Source organism: Brevibacillus borstelensis, from assembly GCF_003710865.1.
In the GTDB taxonomy this organism is placed as follows: domain Bacteria; phylum Bacillota; class Bacilli; order Brevibacillales; family Brevibacillaceae; genus Brevibacillus; species Brevibacillus borstelensis.
Window position 1 is genome coordinate 19761 of record NZ_RHHO01000054.1, and the last position, 19431, is coordinate 39191.

Consider the following 19431-nt stretch of genomic DNA (forward strand, 5'->3'; position numbering starts at 1 on the left):
TCACCCATGCCTGTTTCCTTGCATAGTGTGACAACAAAAGCATTCTCCTGACTCGATCAAGGAGGGGATTGGCATGGGTGCAGAATTGTTCTGGCTGCACGGCGTATATGTCCTGTTTGTCCTCATCATTATCGCGGCGATGGTGATGAGACGAGACACAAGTCTTTTGTGCATGATCGGGATCGCCGTTCTCGGACTCACTGCTACGGGCTCTGTCACAACAGCGGTTGGCGGACTGTTTGGCAGCTTTATTTATGCCATCACAGAGCTGTTGCCGACGATACTGGTCATATCCATTATCGTTGCGATGAGCCAGGTTTTATCCGAGACGGGGATTAATGAGACGATGATCAAGCCCGTCTCTTCGCTCATCCGCACACCTGCGCTGGCGTTTTGGGTGATCGGGCTTGTGATGATGGCCATTTCCTGGTTTTTCTGGCCTTCCCCTGCCGTTGCGCTGGTCGGAGCCGTCCTCCTCCCAGCAGCCATCCGCGTAGGTCTTCCCGCGATTGGTGTCGCAGTCGCGATGAACCTGTTCGGCCACGGCATTGCCTTGTCTGGCGATTTTATTATTCAGGGCGCGCCTACTCTGACAGCCAAAGCGGCCGGCCTCCCGGTTGCAGATGTCATTTCGGCGAGTGTTCCTCTCGTAATCGTCATGGGAGTGGTTACGACAGTCGCGGCATTTTGGTACTTGAGGAAAGACATGAAGAACGGACTTGCCGTCGAACCATTGAAAGAGTTTGAAGATTCTGACTCAGACGAAAAAAGCGCCTCCACACTGCTTGCTTCTGGCCTGCGTGGTTGGCTGGCTGCCGCAGTTATTCTGCTATTCCTCCTCGATGTATGTGCAATGTTCATGCTCCAACTAAAAGGCGGGGATGCCACTGCGCTCGTCGGAGGAACTGCTCTGTTTATTCTCGTTGCTGTCACACTGATCGCTCACAAACAGTCTGGTCTGGAAAAAGTCACGAGTCACCTCATCCACGGCTTTCAGTTTGGTTTTAAAGTATTTGGTCCGGTCATCCCGATTGCTGCCTTCTTTTATATGGGTGACAGCGGTTTTGTGCAGGTCTTTGGCGAAACGCTTCCTGCCGGGTCGCAGGGGATTGTAAACGACTTGGGGGTTGCCTTGGCTCATACGATTCCTTTAAGCAAGGAAGTGGCGGCGCTTGCCCTGACGGCCATCGGGGTCATTACAGGTCTGGATGGTTCGGGTTTCTCCGGAATTACCCTCGCAGGTTCGCTAGCCCAACTATTTGCCACTGCTCTGGGAACGGGAGCCGCTACTTTGACGGCACTCGGGCAAATCTCCGCTATTTGGGTCGGGGGCGGCACGATTATACCGTGGGCGCTGATTCCCGCTGCAGCCATTTGCCGCGTCGATCCGTTCGAGCTGGCCAGACGCAATCTTTATCCCGTGGTGATCGGTCTTTTGGTAACCACACTGGTCGCAATGTTCCTTATCTGAAAAGGATAGCCTCTTACAAAGAAAATCCTCCGCCCATGACCGCAAAATCATGTCGGAAGGATTTTTTTGCGTTTATTCTGATTTTGACCAAGCCTCCATAAAATGGTAGAAGCAAGCTGGAGGAAAGGTCGGGCCTCACTTATGAAACTATGGATCAAAAGTGTACAGGTGGCTGCCACCTACATCGGAACGATAGTCGGAGCTGGCTTTGCCAGCGGTCAGGAAATCGTTGCTTTTTTTACCTCTTACGGGGGGGCAGGCACCTGGGCCATCTGGGTATCGACTGGCCTGTTCATGTGGCTGGCTTACCGGATGATGCTCCTTGCCCAACAACTTGGTACACCTTCATACGAATCCTTTAATCGGTTGCTATTCGGTTCCATTCCAGGACGAATCATGAATGTATTGGTATTTCTGACTTTGCTCGGCGTGACCACTGTGATGCTCGCCGGCGCTGGTTCGGTGCTGGAACAGCAATTCAGTTTACCCTATACCTTCGGGATTATCATCACAGCCATCGCAGCTTTTCTACTCCTCCGAAAAGGGTTGGAGCGGCTGCTCGCGATCAACTCCATTGTCGTGCCCACCATGCTGCTCTTTTCCTTCCTGATCCTGATCGATGGCGACGTAGCATCACCGCTCCCCTTCCCACCGCCGGATTCCCTCGAATTTTTGTGGCAGGCAGTCCTGTACGTCTCCTTTAATCTGGCGATGGCCCAAGCCGTACTCATTCCGATCGGTTACTCCATCAGGGAGCGCGCCGTCTTAAAGCGAGCTGGCATCATAGGCGGCTGCGGTCTTGGGTTCATGATGCTAAGCTCTCATATCGCCATGCTCGCCAACTGGGAACAGATACGCCATCTGGAAGTACCGATCATCTTCATCACCGGGCAGTGGAATGACTGGCTGCAGCTGTTCTTTGTTTTCGTCCTTTACTCGGAAATATTTACGACCCTCATCTCTAACGTCTTCGGGATCGGGCAGCAAGTACGGGAGCTCGTGAACATTCCGGAAACGAGAGTCTATCTTGCTTTATTTACCGTAAGCTTTCTGCTTTGCTTTATCGGTTATTCCGATTTGCTGCTGTTTCTTTATCCGCTCTTTGGGTACCTGGGGCTGGCTACCTTTGTAAAACTGGTTTTGACAAGAGCTGCAAAAACGAAGAGACCTAGACAAAATTAGAACAAACGAACCAAAAAGGAAAATCCACGGAGTATCCTGTGGATTTTGCAATATACAGGAAAGGGCGCTTGCACCATCGACTACGGTATACATACCCGTAGTCATGCAGATGAAATGTATTGTTTTGGCATTGGGGGGTAGTCCGTTGTTTTTAATCAGGTACCGCAATAGGTTCTGTACGGGCGGTTTGATTCAGCCGGCAGTGTGCAGTATTCATCCTGCTCAGGCGAATGCTCATAGGGCTTCGAAAGAACCTCAAGCAACCGATGCATTACACTGTAGTCCCCGTCGTTGACCGCAGCTTCCAGTGCTTCTTCTACCCGGTGATTGCGTGGAATGACAGCCGGATTGCTGCTGCGCATCAACTGCTGTGCGGCTGCTTTCGATTCCTTCTGCCTGCCAAGTCTCGCCTGCCACTGCTCATGCCACTGTGCAAACTCCGGGGTGCCGTTCATCGGTGTGTCCTCCGGCTTGTCAAAAGTCAATGCACGGAAGGTATTGGTATAGTCCGCCCGATAATTTCGCATCATACGGAGGAGGTCTTCAATAAGGGCTTCATCCTGTTCTTCCGCGTTGCTTATTCCCAGCTTTGCTCTCATTCCCGCAAGCCAATTGTGGTAATACAGCTTCGAAAATGTGGAAAGCTCATTTTGGGCCAGTTCAATCGCCTGCTTTTCGTCGTCATGCAGCAGCGGCAATAGGGCTTCGGCAAATCTGGCGAGATTCCACCCGCCGATATATGGCTGATTGCCATAGGCGTAGCGGCCCTGGATATCAATCGAGCTGAATACCGTCTCCGGGTCGTACGTATCCATAAAGGCGCAAGGACCGTAATCGATCGTTTCCCCGCTGATGGTCATGTTGTCGGTGTTCATGACGCCGTGGATAAAGCCGACTAGCTGCCATTTTGAAATGAGCTCCGCCTGACGCCTGATCACTTCATGAAGCAGCGACAGATAGCGATTTTCACTGTTTTCAATGTCCGGATAGTGCCGCTTTATCGCATAGTCAGCCAGAGCCCGGAGCTCCTCGGCTGTCCCCCAGTTTGCTGCGTACTGAAAGGTACCGACCCGCAAATGACTGGCGGCCACGCGCGTGAGAATCGCACCGGGCAGGTCAGTCTCACGGATAACGGACTCACCGGTCGTCACTACTGCCAGACTGCGGGTCGTTGCAATCCCGAGAGCGTGCATGGCTTCGCTGATGATGTATTCGCGCAGCATCGGTCCGAGTGCCGCCCGGCCATCTCCGCCTCGGGAATACGGTGTTCTGCCTGAGCCTTTGAGCTGGATATCTACCCTTTCGCCTTCAGGAGTAATTTGCTCGCCGAGCAGCAGTGCCCGGCCGTCCCCGAGCATGTTGAAATGTCCAAATTGATGCCCCGCATAAGCTTGAGCGAGCGGGGAAGCGCCCTCGGGAATCCGGTTTCCGGCAAACGCCGAAACGCCATCTTCACTGCGCAGCGCTTGAGTGTTCAATCCCAAGGATGATGCCAGGGACTCGTTGAGAATGATGAGCTTCGGTGCCCGTACAGGAGTGGGACCTTGGCTGGAAAAAAATAATTCCGGCAGACGTGCGTAACTGTTGTCAAAGTTCCATCCTGCTTCTGTGCTTGCTGTTTCCTTTGTCATCTTGGCTCCTTTTTCTTCCTGTTTTTCTTCATTGGAATTGTATCCTATTTATCGTTATCTATGTTCCAGACATTGCAAAGTCATCCCTTTTTAGTGTCCGCTTCCGCCCTTTTATTATACCTGTTCCCCTCGTAGGTGGCCCCTTTGAACAGCGAACGAAGACGTGCTTTCACTAGCCTGTTTCGCATTGTCTGGAAGTTTGCCTAGTCTGTCAAATATTGATGCCAGATCTCTTCTTCTTCGTCTGTCATTTCCCCGATCATCGTGGAAAAGTCGATTTTTCGGTCAAAACAATCCTTTAATCGTGCGAATTGCTGGAAGGAAGCCGTTATTTTCCTCAAAGAGGCCGACCGGGCCAGCTCCTCCAGCTTCCCGATATCGGGACAACCGTTCAGCTCCAGGGACTGAAGTTTAGTAAGCCCGGCCAAGACTGAAACATCCCCAATCGTCGAATCCTTTATCACTATTTTTTGAAGCCTGCGGCAATTTCCCAGAAACGCAAGACCTGGCAAAGAAACCCCTTCCAGCTGAAGCGTTTGCAAGTTTACCAGTTGTCCGATCGCGTTCAAATCGCTCTCGCTTACTTGACCGAGTCCAGCAAGGGTCAGCTCTGTAAGCTGAGTGAGCGCCGACAGACTTCGAAGCTGCTCCGCATCCGGCTCGCTAACTTCCAACATACGCAAACCCTTGATCGATGATAACGGTGAAAAATCACGAATAGGTGTATGCTGAATATCCAGGTTTGTCAATTTTGGCAAGCAGCCAAGAGGGGTTACATCCGTGACGGCCGTACCGGAAAGATTCAGTTCCTGCAAATACTCCAAACCTCGCAATGGCCGCAGATCCGATACCGGATTTTTCACCAAATACAATCTTTTCAGATGCTTGCAGCCGCTCAATGGCTCAATCGAACGAATTTCGTTTCCGCTAAGAATCAGTTCGCGCACCTCACTGCAAGAACCAAGCGGAGCGATATCAGTAAGTCCCTGCTGTATAAAAAGCAGCTTTTTCCTGCGAAGAAAAGCCTCTGGTGAACTGCTTGACTCGAGTATCCTTTTCTTCCATTGGTCGTCGAGGCCTTCAAACCACACGTCTGCGTCTGGTACTTCTGAAGCTGCGCGGAATGGTTCGAGAACGGGCAAATTCATCCCGCGAATGGCATCGAGAAAGTGTACCTCTCCCTCCCGACCAAAGCTCCAGGAGGTGTAGTCTTCCTCTTGATCGACACTGTAATTTCCCTCGCGTGCCGTATCTCGGATACATTGCAGGAAATCGGTGAGACGACGAGCTACCACATACTTGACCTCTTCGTCGCGGCCGAAATTGATTACTTGGCCGCTTACACCTTTCTCGTCCGGATCCAGATCGATCCCTAAATGATTGCCGCCCCAGTCTTTGCTGATCGGCAGCCAATAGCGGTTTATGTATCTTTCTTTGATCCAAGCGGCGGGAACGGAATAATGCCCGCCTTCCATGGCGTACTCTTCCTCCAATTCCGCCCATATTCTCCATTCTGCGAGCATGTCTTCCAGCGAAAGAAACGGAAGGCCAAAAAAGAAGCCGGGGCCATCCTCGCTTTGCCCATTGTGTATCTGGTAAAGCTCCCGCAGTTCAGCAGGAAGGGAAAAACCCAGTTCCTCCTCGGCCTTGCGAAGCTCCTCCTCTGTTGCAGGGGGATTAAAGGATGCGGCTAGACCAGGCAAATCGAATCGCAGCTGCTCTATGATTTCCTCTAGCAATTGTCGCATGTGCAAACGTCTCCTTCGCGCCATTTTAGCGATTCTCATTCTTTTTGTAGCTCCAAACAGATCATCTGGCACCGAGGTAAAATCTCAACCTCTGCTTTTCTTTACCATTATAGTAGATTCACGCGGCCATTCCACCTGTTGGATGTTAATTTATGCCAAATCCATCTACTGTTCGCCTGGAAACGGGCGGTCTTGGATGATCCTGTTATGAGAAAAGTATCAATACGCTGCTCAGGGCAAGTCTCCGGTACGATTTACCTCTCGTACTTACGAGCGAGTTCCAGCAAGGCTTTCTTGGCATCACCAGGAAACAAGCCTCCATGATAGCAGATGAGCCGCTCAATGTCGCAGGAAAGCAATCGATGCACGGACCGAACAGCCTCGTCCAGGTCCAAAGCATACTGCGGATTTGCGATATTCAGCTTGCCTTCTTCCATTACGACTGCATCTCCCGCGATCAGCGTTTTGCTGGAAGAAAGGTACAACGAAATATGGCCTGGCATATGCCCTGGTGTGTGGACGATGTCAATGCCGCCGCACCAAGGCAGCCTCTCATCATTGGAAACGGCTCTTTCTACTGAAACGGTTTCAATAGAAGCAAGGAACTGAATAAACTGTTCAGCTTGCGGCTTTGCTTCATCCGGCAACGCATCGTAGGTCGATTCCGCCTGTTCAAGCCGCAACGATTTTTTCGTACCCTCGATGTAGGGAACCTCCCGTTCGTGGGCAATGACTTCGATCTGGGGGTACTTCCGTTTCAGCTCTGCCAGCGAACCGATATGATCCATATCGTGATGTGTCACGATGACTTTGGTGAGCAAATCGAATGCGATGCCATTCTGGAGAGCCGCTTTTTCAAGAAGCGGGATAAAATTCGGATAGCCGCAATCGACGAGAATAAGATCCTGCTCATCTTGAAGAAGAACAGGCGTGATGCTCTGTTTATGTCCATCGTACTCGAACTCGATGTGAAGCAAATGACAGTGATTCATTATCCACATCTCCTTTCTCTTGGCTATAAGATGACTAGGATCTTCGAGCCGAAATCAGCAAAAACATAGGGCGATGAAGCTCCTCTTCCCACTCAGGATGGGAGGCAACTTGTTCACTGGAGGGTCCCCACTCTACTACACGGGTTATTGTAAAACCAAGCCCAATCAGCATGTTCAAATATGTGCCTATCGTCCGATGCTGCTTGACCACTCCTTCGACCAGCCAATTGGTTTTCCGTACACCCTCATATTGATAGTTGTCGACTGGCCACGTCTTGTAACCGTCAGGATGCTTGATCCACCCAGGCCCGCTAGAAGCCGTATAAATCGGATGTTCTACTGAACATACCAGACTCCCCCCTGGTTTGAGAGATGCGTACGCTTCCTTTAACAAGCCCTGCACGTTTTCGATATAGTGAAATGCCAGCGAACTGTACACCAGATCATATGAGTCTCGCTTTAATTCAAGGCTCTCCATGTCTGCCCGCAGATAGGCAATCTGGGAATCCTGCGTTTCCCGTTTCGCTCTGGTCAGCATGTTCTCAGAAATGTCGATCCCGACTACACTTGAGGCGCCATTTTCTTTGGCCCAGCGGCAGAACCAGCCGAACCCGCATCCCAAATCAAGAACATGGGCACCGTGCAAATCCGGGAGCATGGACTGCAGTGTCGGCCATTCCGGTGCACCATCCAGCCCGCTTATGGAACGTCTCAATTGACTGTACCCTTTGAAAAATTCCTCATTGTCATAGATGTTTTGAGTCATGACTCTCGCTCCTCTGTTTGCAGCATCATTTGTCTCCCACCCTACCATCTCTATTCATGCTTCTCAAGCGCATGCATGCACCCGAATCAAACAGAATCATTTCAATAAGAAAAAGCGATATTTGAAGTATCTCGATGGATCACATCAAATATCGCTCCCTTTTACACGCGCTTCTTTTCTTCCCGGATAATTCTGCGGATCGATTGCTCCGTCAGATAATGTCGCTGAGATAACTCCGCAATGGAATCGCCTTGCAAGAAGCTTTTATAGATGTTTTGATTTCGGATTTTGAGCTGAGCCCGAACTCCGGTCAGCTCGCCCCACGCCTTGCGTTTTTCAGCTTTTCTGGGAATATACACATACGCGCCGTCAATGTATTGTTGAATGCATTCGATCACGTGCTTTGGCAAAATATTTTTTGCTTTTTCGTGCTTCATTCTCGCCGCTCCTATCTACAGATTTGTGTAAATAGTGAGCAAAGCCTGCACAAGATATATCAGCCTATATGGTTTGGAAGGCGGCTCCGAACAAAAGCATTGTTATATCTCCGTGCTGGTTTGCCCGGAGCCCGACGCATCCACTTGAACGGTTGTACTTCTTTCAAGTGACATGTGTGTTCACCTCGCCTCAAAAACTTGTAAACCATCTACAACCATTATAGCGAATTATCGCTCCAGAACCAGACATCATCTTCCTCTAACATGAAATCCGACGCCGGGTGAATGTCCATAACAGTAGAGCCATTGTGCTGACTGTTGCCCCAAGCAGGCAAACGCCACTCCAGCCCGCATAGGCGTACATGCTGGTCGAAGCAATCGAACCGGACGCGCTTCCGATGGAATAAAAAACCATGTAGCCGGCGGTCAGGCGGCTGCGCGCTTCGGGGCGTACGGTAAAGAGAATGCTCTGATTGGTCACATGGACGGCCTGCACCGCCAAATCCAGGATAACCACGCCAACAATCAAAACAGGCAGCGAGTTTTCAGCATAGGAGATCGGGAGCCAGGACACGATCAGCAATGTGAGCGCGATACCGGTGGTCCACTCTCCGAACCCTCGATCCGCGAGCCGGCCTGCTCTGGCTGCTGCCAATGCTCCAGCAACGCCGGCAAAGCCGAAGGCCCCGATGGCGGTATGGGATAGCGAAAGCGGCGGCGAGCTAAGCGGCAAGACGAGTGAAGTCCATAATATGCTGAATGCAGCAAAAATCAACAAGGCAAATGCAGCGCGAATCCGCAGAATTCTTTCCTGGACGAATAGGTCAATGACGGAGCGCAGCAGCTGCGAGTATGTCATCGACGTTTTTTCGCGTTCTTCGCGAGGCAGCACTATGACCAAAGCGGCGACCATGAGCAGCATCATTGCTGCAGAGACGAGATAGACAGAGCGCCAGCCGGCAATGTCGGTCAAAATGCCTGCAAATGTTCTCGCCAGCAATATGCCAATGACCACCCCGCTCGTCACCAGGCCGACAATTCGCCCCCGTTCGGATGGGGCAGCCAAAATTGAAGCATATGCGACAAGCGTCTGGGTCACAACGGCCAAAAAACCGATTACAGCCATGCCTGCCAACAGGACCGGAGCGGCAGGAGCAGTACCTACTACGGTTATTGCAAGTACGGACAGCAGCATGTGGCACAGAATCAGTCGGCGTCTGTTCAACAAGTCTCCAAGCGGCACCAGTAAAAAAAGCCCCAATGCATAACAAAGTTGGGTAACGGTAATCACAATGCCAATCGATGAATGACGAAGTCCGAACTCCCGAGCCAAAGAGTCGAGCAGCGGTTGAGCGAAATAGATACTGGCTACAGCCATCCCGCAGGCGGCCGCGAACAGCAGTGCAACAGAGCGAGACATCGATCTGACCGGTATACAAGAGGCAGTAGCGGACTCCGGTTGCCCCCTGTCCGCAATGGCTCCGTCCTTTTGATCGACAACGACTTCTGTTTTTTGGGAAAGCCCCTCTCCACTCAAGCTACAACCCTCCAGTTTCATAGCGAAGCAAAATTTTATACTGATCGGTACATAATTACCCTTTCCCATTTATACAGCTCGCGAACTTCATATGTCAACAAAATTCCCTTCTCGATTTGACACAATGCTGGCAGAAATATAAAATCATATCATACCGTTCGATATAAAAAGGGGTTGTTGTGATGGCTCGCTCACGAGAATTCGATGTGGAAAAAGCATTGGACGCAGCCATGCATGTATTTTGGAAAAAGGGATACGAAGCGACTTCACTCAGCGATTTGACGGCTGAAATGGGCATCCAACGGCCAAGCATCTATTCAGCTTTCGGGGACAAAAAAGAGTTGTTCGAAGCAGCGCTGAGGAAATATACACGATTCCACGCTTCCCGTGTCCGGGCGGCACTCCAAAAACATCCGTCTGTGAAAGACGCGTTTCGGTCTTTTTTTGAAAGCTTGACCGCTGAGGACTATGACCAAAATCCGGCCCGGGGATGCTTCTGCATCAACACAATGGTCGAGCTTGCACCACACGATGAGAAGTTTGAAGTTCTTACGAGGGAGCATCAGATGTATCTTTCGGCGATTTTTCAGGAAACGCTTGAACGAGGGATACAAACGGGAGAACTGAAGACAGTCAAGAATGCAAAAGCTCTTGCGCAAACGCTTGTCGTGTCGGTCATCGGGCTCACCGTCATGATGAAATCTCGCCCGGACCGCTCCTTTATCAATCATGCCGTAGAGGTTACCCTCTCATTGATCAAATAGCCTGTTTGGAGACGAGCGTTACTTAAACCTCCTCGTTTCGCAAAAAAGCTCCTTCCGCTATTAATATGGCGTTACTCTCATAGTGGAATGATCCCTCCTGAACGATGTGGAATCTCGCAATACTTAGCTGGATTCCAGTCTATGTTTGGTGTGCATCCGGTTTCAGGTGAAAAATATGATGGAAGCAGATGGAAGCACCTTATATAATAGGACTATTACGGCGAGCGAGCTCTCATTTTTTATCCGGAGCAGGATTTGCTGAAAGGACGCTTCGACCGTACATACTCCCTGTATGCAAGCTGAGGGCAAAAGAAACAACGCGGAACCGGGTTACAATCAACGCTTCGGCCAAGGAGGAAAAAATGGAAAAGAAGGATATTCTGGATCAGGAGAAAGACTTTGGGTTTGCACGGGTTTATGGGGTTGAACTGAAATACAGGCAGCAGCCAAAACTGGATCGGGCGCTCCTCTATGAAAAAATGAATCTCTACACGGGCAAAATCGAACAGCCGGACCGGGAAAAAACAGATGACCCTGCCCTTGCTGTTTGGGAAGCCAACGAAGCCGATAAGGAGCTGCTGATGCACTTCTTCCATTTAAACTACATGGTACAGTACGCGGAAGGAGAAATGCCCGCTCAGACCAGCTTACTGAATTTCGAGAGCCGGCCTGCGGCAGAATACGAGACCGCGATTCAGCAGTCCTGGCATTGGCAAGAAGCAGCTCAAACGCTAAACGAATGCAACTATTCACTCCTTTTGGTCGATATGATGGCATCCGGGCTGGAGCCTCAAGCAAGATTGCAGCTTTTCACCGGCGCCCTTCGAGCGGTACTGGAAGCAGCTCCTTGCGATGCGATCTACTTTCGGGCGAGCGACAAGCTTGTAGAGCCCCAGGCTTATTTGGCTGCCATCGAAGAAGGTGCCATCTTATATGGAGCTATGAATATACGCTTTTATAACGTGCAAGGGACGGGAAGCGGTCGGGCGGAAGGCCTGATGGACTCGATCGGTCTCGCTGCACTTGGCATTCCCGATGTTCAGTGCCATTTTTATGATCTCGACCCTTCTGAGGTTGCCGATCATTTAATGAATATTGGCTATTATTTGTTTCACCAGGGAGACGTGATCGCTGACGGGGAAACTGTCGGTTTCAGCGAAGATATGCGTTGGCGCTGCGAGCACCAATATGCGCTCGCGGCCCCACATCGCGTCGTTATCGATATCGATCCGGGAGAACCTTATTATGCTGGAAGGCAGGGGTACACCGAAGCAGATCGTTAATCACGGCTGATTGAGGACATAAGGATTGTCCTGTGAAAGCGGCATGACAAGCGTTTTGGCAGAAGCGGAAGCTTGCCGGAAACTGGTGGTTTGAAAACAGGGCAGCAATGGCTCCAGAAAAATGGAGTGAAAACCCGCAATCCATGGGGTTTCACTCCGCCTGTCGCCGACTCATTTTCTATTCCTTTACTAATCCTCCTCTCAAATTGCGAACACCAAACTCCAAATACCCTTTCAGACAGGTCAGCATAAATACCCACCCTTCTTTGTTGTCCACCAATTTGCTTATCAGCTCTTCATCATTCTCATTAAAGCCTTCTTCGTTTACTTCAATAATCGTACTGGAATGATCCAACTCTGTCAGGGTAATGGCAACCACGTGTTCCTCTTCGGGGGGCCCCTATTTGAACACGATTTTTTTATCGACCTCCACTTCGATTACGTGAATCTCCGCTGTTGCATCATAAAGATCGTATTTCAGTGTGATCGTCTTGCCTTGTTCCCATCTTTCAGAGCTTGACGAAAACCAGAAATTCCCGATTTTCAAAGGGTCTACGAATGCCTCAAACACTTCTTTAGCCGGTTTTTCTATCTTGAATTTTGTCAGGTTGTTCATACCTCGCATCAGCTCTCTTTTCTGGTTAAGTGGACCTTCCTAGCGAAAAATCGACAGAGAATGTCTGTTCACCTATGCGTGCACTACTATTATGTACATGTTTATCCTAAAAACCCGTTCATAGATCCGGATCGTAAAGCCGCGTTTCTGACATATGCAGCGATAGTAGTTGATGAGTTCTACCTTGAGAATATAAACGCTTTGCCATCCGCGTTGCATATTTGCGTCCCATTCGGCAGCTCAGCATAAGGCTGTTCCCAGTGCACATGCCCGCAGAACACCAGCGTGCTCTCTCCAGCCTCCAATACCGTCCGTATACCGGCATGTCCCAACTGGCCGGAGTTCACTCCTTCGGGCCCCTGGTGAAGCAACAGCACATCGGGCTTTTTCCGTAAAATCTGGTTCAGCGCAAGCAAATACCCTGGTTCCCCGGCATTGCCGTTACATAAGGAATCCGGTCAGCAGGTTCCCATTCGATTTGCTTGATTCTCATGCTTGCATCACCACATCTCTCAGTTTGATCTCTATCGTACCTGAAGACATCGTGAAACGCACTCCCCCACAGGTTGGGATTCATAATTACGCCTTGCTGGAATATAGCAATGGCAGGGTCAGCGTGACAGATATTGCACCGGAATTCCTTTCGCCGACCGCAAATGGCTCCCATCGCTCACCTGCCCCCGGATTCGCAAATTTCAGGTACAGGAAGGCGAAGTAGTTCACTCTATCCTCACACATATCGATGAGACCAAAAAACAGGAGCTTCTGAAGCAGATTGCCCTTTATATTGAAACCAGGCCCGAATCGGGAGCGTGGCCTACCGAGCCTTTGATACCTTGACATACGCAGCGGCCCTTATAGAGCACTCTTGTGCACGTATACCGAGCGGTAAGCCCGTCTTGGCGTGTTGGAACGTACTTGGCCTTCATCAGTCAATAGCACAGTTACGTATTTCCTCCATTGCCTCTTTCACATTTCTCTCCGGATTCAGTGTACGGATCATTTCTTCAGTGAGGGGAGCACCGCATTCCCGTTTTCTTGTTCGAAGAAACAATCTTTTTGAGCGTTCACTGTTTTTCGGAAATACTAGCTCTTTGTTTCATACACGATGCTTGCCAGAAAAGCGGAAGGCAGCACTTCCCCGCCAGCGTCGTATGCAGACTCAACGAACACCTCCAGCTTTTCCTCCGAGGAGATCTCTGCCTCCCCTATCGTGACGTTGTGTTTCATCCTTGGCCCGACTCCTTTGCTCTTGCGATTTCGCTTGGGTTATAACCGAACGTTTTGCGGAACAGGGAAGCAAAATGGCTTATATTGTGATAACCGACCATCACAGCTGCCTCGCTGACATTGGCCTTTCCTTGCTCCAGCAATTTACGGGCTTCACTCATTCGCAGGCCTCGGACATAGCCGAAGACCGTTGTGCCGAACAATTGCTTAAAGCCGAGCTTGAGCTTGTAGTCGTTAAGGCCGACGAGTCTGGCCAGCTCAAGCAAACCGGGAGGCTCTCTCCACGTGCGTGTCAAAATCTCTCTCGCATAATGAAGGCACTGGATATCACCTGCATTCAGCTTGGATTCCGCACGAACCCGTTTTTCCACTTTTTCCGCCGCATCCAAATGATGGACCAGGAGCTCATACGCTTTTCCTTCGAGGAACATCCTTTGGAGCTTGCCGGAATAAGGGCACTGTTTGATTTGCTCGGCGATAAGCGAAAGATGGGGCGAGCCGGCGGTTTGCCTGCAAAAGGATGGTTTCTCCGATATCCGGGAAAGTTCGGGCAGCAGTTCCCGGAAATACCGAACGTCGACCCGAAGTTCCAGATGCACGTACCTCTCCACGGGAAGCAGTTCGAAACGCAGCTTCGAATCTTGAATATAGATGAGATGGGAAACGCCAGGTGCCAAACAATACCCCCGGGATGAGCCAGCCGTTTCCCAGAAACCTTGACCTGAAAGCGTATAACCGATTTCCAGGTGAGGATAACGGACCCCGACGTCCAACGTCACAGGCTCGTGAATGCTTCCCTCATACAAATTGATCTCCATGCCTGTTCGGAGCAAAATCCGCTGCAATTGAGCAGCCCCTCCCAATATCGGAATGGATTGAAAGTGCTGTTCAGGCTGAGGAGAGACGGTGACATCGCTTAGCTCCTCGATCATGCACCCCAAGTCATGGGTATCCAGTTGAAGCTTCAAACCAGCTCCCTCCCTCCCCTGTTTGATAAAATGACCATACGAGCGGTTCCACCTTGGAGGAGAAGAAGTTTCCACGGGAAACAAGCAAACTTATTATTCACAGTTTAAATAATAATGAAAATCATTGTCAACAAAGATTGTAAAAAGCGGCTGCAGCGACCTTTGCAGTGTATCGTACCTTCCAAATATTTATGGCAAGAATCCAACCATTATCTTCGCCTGACTTACGCCTTTGCGCCGTTAGAAGATTTGAAGATGGGAATCTATCAATCGGGTGCAATCATTCGGGTACTGGCAAAACAGCGATAGAAAGTGTTTCTCCTGTATTTTTGGTTCAATCCTAGAGGACCTATTACCAATTATTAGGTATTCACCGAACACAAAAAAGCCACCAAAAGGAAACATGGTGGCTGAGTATCGATTTTTGCTGTCAGGATGTCCGCTCAAACCGCAAAGCAAAAAGACTCGATGCTATTTGCTTACGTCCTGATGGGCAGCAGTAGTCTCGATTGCCGCCCCTGTCTGCGTTCGGACAGCAAGCAGCGTAACAGCCATAATGATGACGAATAGGGCCACAAAGACGAAAGGCAGATGTTTGTCTAGCTGGTAAAGGCTCGTGCTGAGAATAGGGGCGATCACAGCAGATATGCCCTGAACTGCTCCCACAAGCCCTGCTACTCCCCCCTGCTGCTCGTGGGAAACTGCAAGCGATGCTCCCGTCATAAATCCCGGCATCATCAGCCCGGCCCCAATCCCGAACAGGAAAAACGCTGCGTAATAACCTGCCATGCTGATGACGAACAAAAAAGCGCCATGCTGCTCACCAGAAGCAGCGAGCCAGCCAGGATCAGCGGCTTGGGCTGCCATTTCGGGTTTTTCATTTGTAAGCCTTGCGTAACAATCATCGCAACACCGCTGAGCATCAGTCCCATGGAGATCATTCGTGCGGTTTCCCGGGTAGACAGGGATAATTGATCCTGGAAATAAAAGCCGCCGACGACTTGCAAGGTGATAATGCTGAGCATCGTAGCCAATCCGGCAAACAAATACAGGCGGACGCCTTTTTGAAACGGTTTCACCTTCTTCGGCTTTTCCCGAATCACCGGTTTTTGAGCCGGGATCATCAGCAGGACCACGCCAAATGCCACCAAAGGCAACAGCGAACCGATATAGAGCGGCCAGATCAGATCGATGAGTGCAAAAGCATCGGCAATCGCCGGACCAAGTACCAGTCCCATTCCATTAGCTGCCCCGATTACGGCCATTCCCGCCGAACGGCCTTTTTCATCCGTGATATCAGCCATATACGCTTGCGCCGACGACGGAACAGCAGGAATAAACATCCCGACCAGACCTCGTGCCACGATCAGCATCACAACCAAAAAACCGCCGCTGACGAGCCCGGCCAGACCGACATACATCGTCGCTGTGAACAGTACATAGCTTGCCAGCATCCCGAGAAAGCCGATTAATATAACGGGCTTTCTGCCTTTTACATCGCTCCAGTTTCCCCATACCGGAGCCATTGCCGCCATCGCGATAGATCCCAGCGAAATGATCAAGCCTGAGTGAGTCTCGCTCAACCCCAGCCCGCGTATCAACGGAGGCATGACGGGGGCGATGATCATCAAGCCGACCATCGCGACAAAAACGCTAAAGAAAATGCCGAATCGAATTCGCAACATTTGAACATCCTTCTCCTTCCGCAAACAGCCTCTACTCAGCATGTTTGTTTCGATGGTAAGAGAAAAACAGAACAGCTGCTACCTCGATAAGGATTCATTTATGCGGTAAAACGGATTTTTTTAATTTTTGCCGGTAGCCGCCTTGGACCGTCAATTGACAAAACCATTCTCTGAAAGGCATGGCCGATTCACGTTTTCGAACATCCAGCGAAAAAAAGACACCAGCGCTACGCTGGCGTCCATTCAGTCTCCGCTCTCCGGCTGAGACTCGACCACATGTGTAAGGATCGACAATTTGTTCGTCCAAAACTGTTCGTAATAAGAGAGCCACTCTTTCAATTCGCTTAACGGTCCGGGATGAAGGCGGAAACGCTTTTCCCTCCCTACCTTGCGTCCGCAAACCAATTCGGCCTCCGAGAGTATTTGCAGGTGTTTCGCAACTGCTGTTCGACTCATCGGAAAGTGGGAGGTGATTTCAGAAATAGGCAGTTCTTTTTCTGAAAGCAATTTTAAGATCTCTCTGCGAGTCGGGTCAGCAATCGCCTGAAATACGTCATGTTTTTGTACGGCTGACATTAACCCTCAACCGCTTGGCGCAATCTGTCATGAACAATGGACTCCCATCCGTTGTTCATGCGGTCGCGAATGACTGCCGCTTCCTCGTTGGCCTTCGGCACAGTTGCGTCCGGCTGCTTCCATCCGCTGTGAACCAGGGTAAATTCCGTCTTGTTGCCCAACTCTTTTAACGTAAAAGAAACGACCCAACCATCTTTATCCCATGAAAAAGAAAGGCGGTGAGGCTCGTCGATTTCCAGGACTTTGCACGGCGAGGGACCAAAAGGTGATTGCAGGTGGAACTCGTGCCCCACGACTGGCTGAAAGTCATTGGGCATAAACCAGGCTGCAATGCCTTCTGCAGTGGATACTGTATTCCATACTTTTTGAATCGGGGCATTAAGCACAACCGTCTTGTTGATATCCGGTACGGTGTTTTTTTGATTCGAGTCCATTATGTGTTCTCCTTTGTTCTGCCGGTTTATGAAACCAATTGGTTTCGCTTTTGATTATATAAAACCTTTTGGTTTCGTGTCAACAATGCCCTATCGTGAAAATGGCCGAGATTTATCCCAACTATCGTCCAACGGTTCCGTCGTTTTTTATATGGCAGCACTCTTGTATGTAAGTTTGTCGACCTTTGATCTTGTTTATGTATCCTCCCTTTTATTTTCCAGTAGCAGTGAGAAATTCTCCCCGCTTCGGTCGCCTGCGCGTTTATGAGCCATATTGTTTTAACCGCTGATTCATTTGCTCCTGCTCTTGTTCTTGCTTCTGCTCTTGTTCTTGCTTCTGTTCGGTTTCTTTCTTCCGAAGCTCATTTCGAACTTCGGCTAAAAGCTTCTCAAGTTTATCTACTTTCGTTGACTCATCAATTCCATTTCTTACGGCTGTTTTAATGAGCAAATAGGCGATATAGAGTACAACCACACACAATCCCAAGAAGATTAACAAATCCAAAACGTCTCTCCTCCCTCTCTGACCGTCCGCCTCAAGACATTGACCACTTCCGCAAAAGCAAGTTCCATTACTTGGACTTTGCTTTCTCCCAGGTTGAAATCTTTTTCCAGGCTTTAGCAGACTGTGCTTTTACAACCAGGCAATAACATGGATAGTATTGGTTTTCTGTGAAATATATCCAAAATATGTTACCATTTTTCTCCCCCAAAAAAATACACCTGAAAACGAAAAAAGGTGGTCCGCATGATTGAAACAAACAGACTGGTTTAACAACTGTATGAACTATCTGCCATTCCGCCCCTGCATAGAATCCTATCCGACTCCGTCACCATGCGTTTCACAGAAGGGGTTGCCGCCTGCAAAGCGTTTGCATTCAATGACCCCCAGTTGCCAAGACTTTGCACAAATATGGCGACCGTCCATACCGCTTCTGCTCATGTTGCCGAGAAGATCGGGATGAAATGAGTAAAGGAATTTATAAACAATGGCAAACAAAATAAACTAACCGATTTGTATTCCGTAGCAAGCGACACCAGACACGCTATGACATTGGTAAGATAACGGAACATACAAGCTTGCTGAAAAAATACATGTCCGTGTTCTCTCCTTCATTGGCAAAACTATGCTTGAGGTGAGCCAATGTCGATGAAAAGCAGATGTACTTGTCTTCTGTTTTGCCTGTCCCTGGCAAGCATATCTTTTGCCACTGCATCCAGCGCCAATGAATCCGGCGAAGGGTACATCAAGATGTTTGACAAAAAGCTCGAAGAAGCTCAACGAGCGAATGCATGCAAAGAGCGCCTAAGACGGCTGGAGCCACCCGAACCGGTAAAACTCCAAGACCCTCCCTTTTTGCCTGAAGGAGCTTTTCCGTCAGTCGTTCTGCCCATCAATGAGATCGTGCAAACAGGAAAAAAACTCCCTTATCGAACGATCGTAAGCCTTCCCTCCTATCAGCGCCCTGCATACGAGGAACATTGGCACAGCACTGTCGGGCGCTGGAGTTATATGCCGAACCGAATCCACTATGCCCTCCATCGGTTGTTTACCGCATACGATATCGGACTTTCCAGCTGGTACGATTTTGAGCACAATATGGGTCTTTCCATCCCCATGTTCCAGAATGAAAAATCACTGGACTTGTACATCGTTGCCTTTCAAACAGAAGTGACCCAAGTTTATACAAAAGGAAATCAAGTCGTTGTGGTAGGAAAACCGAAAAGGACGGGAGCAGTCGCGATCACCATCAAAACGGGGGATCTAGAGCCTGCAAACAAAGCGGAGCCACTGCTCGTCCAGTTGGCGACCACAAGCGGGGACGAAATAGATTATTCGCTCATTGAATATGTGCCGCCAGATTTTTGGAACAAGCAAAATGAACAGCTGAAAAAACAAGAACGAAAAAAAGACGCTTGAAAAAGCGTCTTCAGGCTGTCGAGAAACCCCACAATATGTTGGAGTTTCTTCTTTCATAACAATAAAATTGAGCACGAAGTGCTGGAAGTCTTAGATAGCACCACACCTAACATGCCTTTGCAAGGTGGAGTGCTATCTTTTTTATATTTTGAACGGTTGCTGTCAGCAACGCTTGCTCTTGGACATTTTC

General features: G+C 49.7%; 17 protein-coding genes and 2 pseudogenes. 6 read left to right on the forward strand and 13 right to left on the reverse strand.

Annotated elements, in window-relative coordinates:
• Positions 1–73 precede the first annotated feature (73 nt).
• Entirely contained in the window at positions 74–1471 is a 1398-nt protein-coding gene (locus tag EDM54_RS22830; protein WP_122958841.1) for a hypothetical protein, read from the forward strand.
• Between the two features lie 141 nt (positions 1472–1612).
• A complete protein-coding gene (locus EDM54_RS22835) occupies positions 1613–2653 on the forward strand; it encodes a YkvI family membrane protein (protein ID WP_122958842.1) in 1041 nt (346 codons plus the stop codon).
• A 155-nt stretch (positions 2654–2808) separates the two neighbouring features.
• Here the strand turns inward: EDM54_RS22835 and EDM54_RS22840 are convergent, their stop codons facing one another.
• From EDM54_RS22840 to EDM54_RS22865, 6 genes are all read right to left on the reverse strand, one after another.
• Positions 2809–4284 (reverse strand): protein adenylyltransferase SelO, encoded by a 1476-nt coding sequence (locus tag EDM54_RS22840; protein WP_122958843.1) that lies wholly within the window; start codon positions 4282–4284, stop codon positions 2809–2811.
• A 203-nt stretch (positions 4285–4487) separates the two neighbouring features.
• Positions 4488–6032 carry an SMI1/KNR4 family protein gene (locus tag EDM54_RS22845; protein WP_122958844.1) on the reverse strand — a complete coding sequence of 515 codons (1545 nt, stop codon included), beginning with the start codon at positions 6030–6032 and terminating at the stop codon, positions 4488–4490.
• Positions 6033–6286: 254 nt separating this feature from the next.
• Complete coding sequence (locus EDM54_RS22850; RefSeq protein ID WP_024984653.1) at positions 6287–7024, reverse strand: MBL fold metallo-hydrolase; 738 nt, start codon at positions 7022–7024, stop codon at positions 6287–6289.
• Positions 7025–7058: 34 nt separating this feature from the next.
• On the reverse strand, positions 7059–7790 hold the full coding sequence (locus EDM54_RS22855) for a class I SAM-dependent methyltransferase (RefSeq protein ID WP_003390427.1): 732 nt from the start codon (positions 7788–7790) through the stop codon (positions 7059–7061).
• A gap of 161 nt (positions 7791–7951) precedes the next feature.
• On the reverse strand, positions 7952–8227 hold the full coding sequence (locus EDM54_RS22860) for a CD3324 family protein (protein ID WP_024984651.1): 276 nt from the start codon (positions 8225–8227) through the stop codon (positions 7952–7954).
• 259 nt (positions 8228–8486) lie between these two features.
• Positions 8487–9647, reverse strand: coding sequence for an MFS transporter (locus EDM54_RS22865; RefSeq protein ID WP_255320366.1), 1161 nt, complete (start codon positions 9645–9647; stop codon positions 8487–8489).
• 299 nt (positions 9648–9946) lie between these two features.
• Between EDM54_RS22865 and EDM54_RS22870 the strand changes: the two genes are divergently transcribed.
• Both EDM54_RS22870 and EDM54_RS22875 read left to right on the forward strand, forming a co-directional pair.
• Positions 9947–10528, forward strand: coding sequence for a TetR/AcrR family transcriptional regulator (locus EDM54_RS22870; protein ID WP_122958845.1), 582 nt, complete (start codon positions 9947–9949; stop codon positions 10526–10528).
• A 362-nt stretch (positions 10529–10890) separates the two neighbouring features.
• On the forward strand, positions 10891–11811 hold the full coding sequence (locus EDM54_RS22875) for a DUF4261 domain-containing protein (RefSeq protein WP_003390431.1): 921 nt from the start codon (positions 10891–10893) through the stop codon (positions 11809–11811).
• Positions 11812–11989: 178 nt separating this feature from the next.
• Here EDM54_RS22875 and EDM54_RS22880 read toward each other — a convergent pair.
• The 7 genes and pseudogenes from EDM54_RS22880 to EDM54_RS22915 form a co-directional block, all read right to left on the reverse strand.
• Positions 11990–12427: pseudogene (locus EDM54_RS22880) on the reverse strand (SRPBCC family protein).
• 1086 nt (positions 12428–13513) lie between these two features.
• A complete protein-coding gene (locus tag EDM54_RS26620) occupies positions 13514–13657 on the reverse strand; it encodes a hypothetical protein (protein ID WP_155808006.1) in 144 nt (47 codons plus the stop codon).
• The gene (locus EDM54_RS22895; protein ID WP_003390435.1) at positions 13654–14625 is read right to left on the reverse strand and encodes a helix-turn-helix transcriptional regulator; all 972 of its coding nucleotides are present in this window, start codon (positions 14623–14625) and stop codon (positions 13654–13656) included. The genes EDM54_RS26620 and EDM54_RS22895 overlap by 4 nt, the downstream gene beginning before the upstream one ends.
• Before the next feature lie 471 nt (positions 14626–15096).
• Positions 15097–16310, reverse strand: a pseudogene (locus EDM54_RS22900) (MFS transporter).
• 243 nt (positions 16311–16553) lie between these two features.
• Entirely contained in the window at positions 16554–16886 is a 333-nt protein-coding gene (locus EDM54_RS22905) for an ArsR/SmtB family transcription factor (RefSeq protein WP_003390437.1), read from the reverse strand.
• On the reverse strand, positions 16886–17320 hold the full coding sequence (locus EDM54_RS22910; RefSeq protein WP_003390438.1) for an SRPBCC family protein: 435 nt from the start codon (positions 17318–17320) through the stop codon (positions 16886–16888). Before EDM54_RS22910 ends, EDM54_RS22905 begins: the two co-directional genes overlap by 1 nt.
• Before the next feature lie 262 nt (positions 17321–17582).
• Positions 17583–17825, reverse strand: coding sequence for a hypothetical protein (locus EDM54_RS22915; protein WP_122958847.1), 243 nt, complete (start codon positions 17823–17825; stop codon positions 17583–17585).
• Between the two features lie 330 nt (positions 17826–18155).
• Between EDM54_RS22915 and EDM54_RS27435 the strand changes: the two genes are divergently transcribed.
• Both EDM54_RS27435 and EDM54_RS22920 read left to right on the forward strand, forming a co-directional pair.
• On the forward strand, positions 18156–18290 hold the full coding sequence (locus tag EDM54_RS27435) for a GNAT family N-acetyltransferase (RefSeq protein ID WP_371862621.1): 135 nt from the start codon (positions 18156–18158) through the stop codon (positions 18288–18290).
• Positions 18291–18470: 180 nt separating this feature from the next.
• Complete coding sequence (locus tag EDM54_RS22920; RefSeq protein WP_024983606.1) at positions 18471–19241, forward strand: hypothetical protein; 771 nt, start codon at positions 18471–18473, stop codon at positions 19239–19241.
• The last annotated feature ends 190 nt before the right edge of the window (positions 19242–19431 follow it).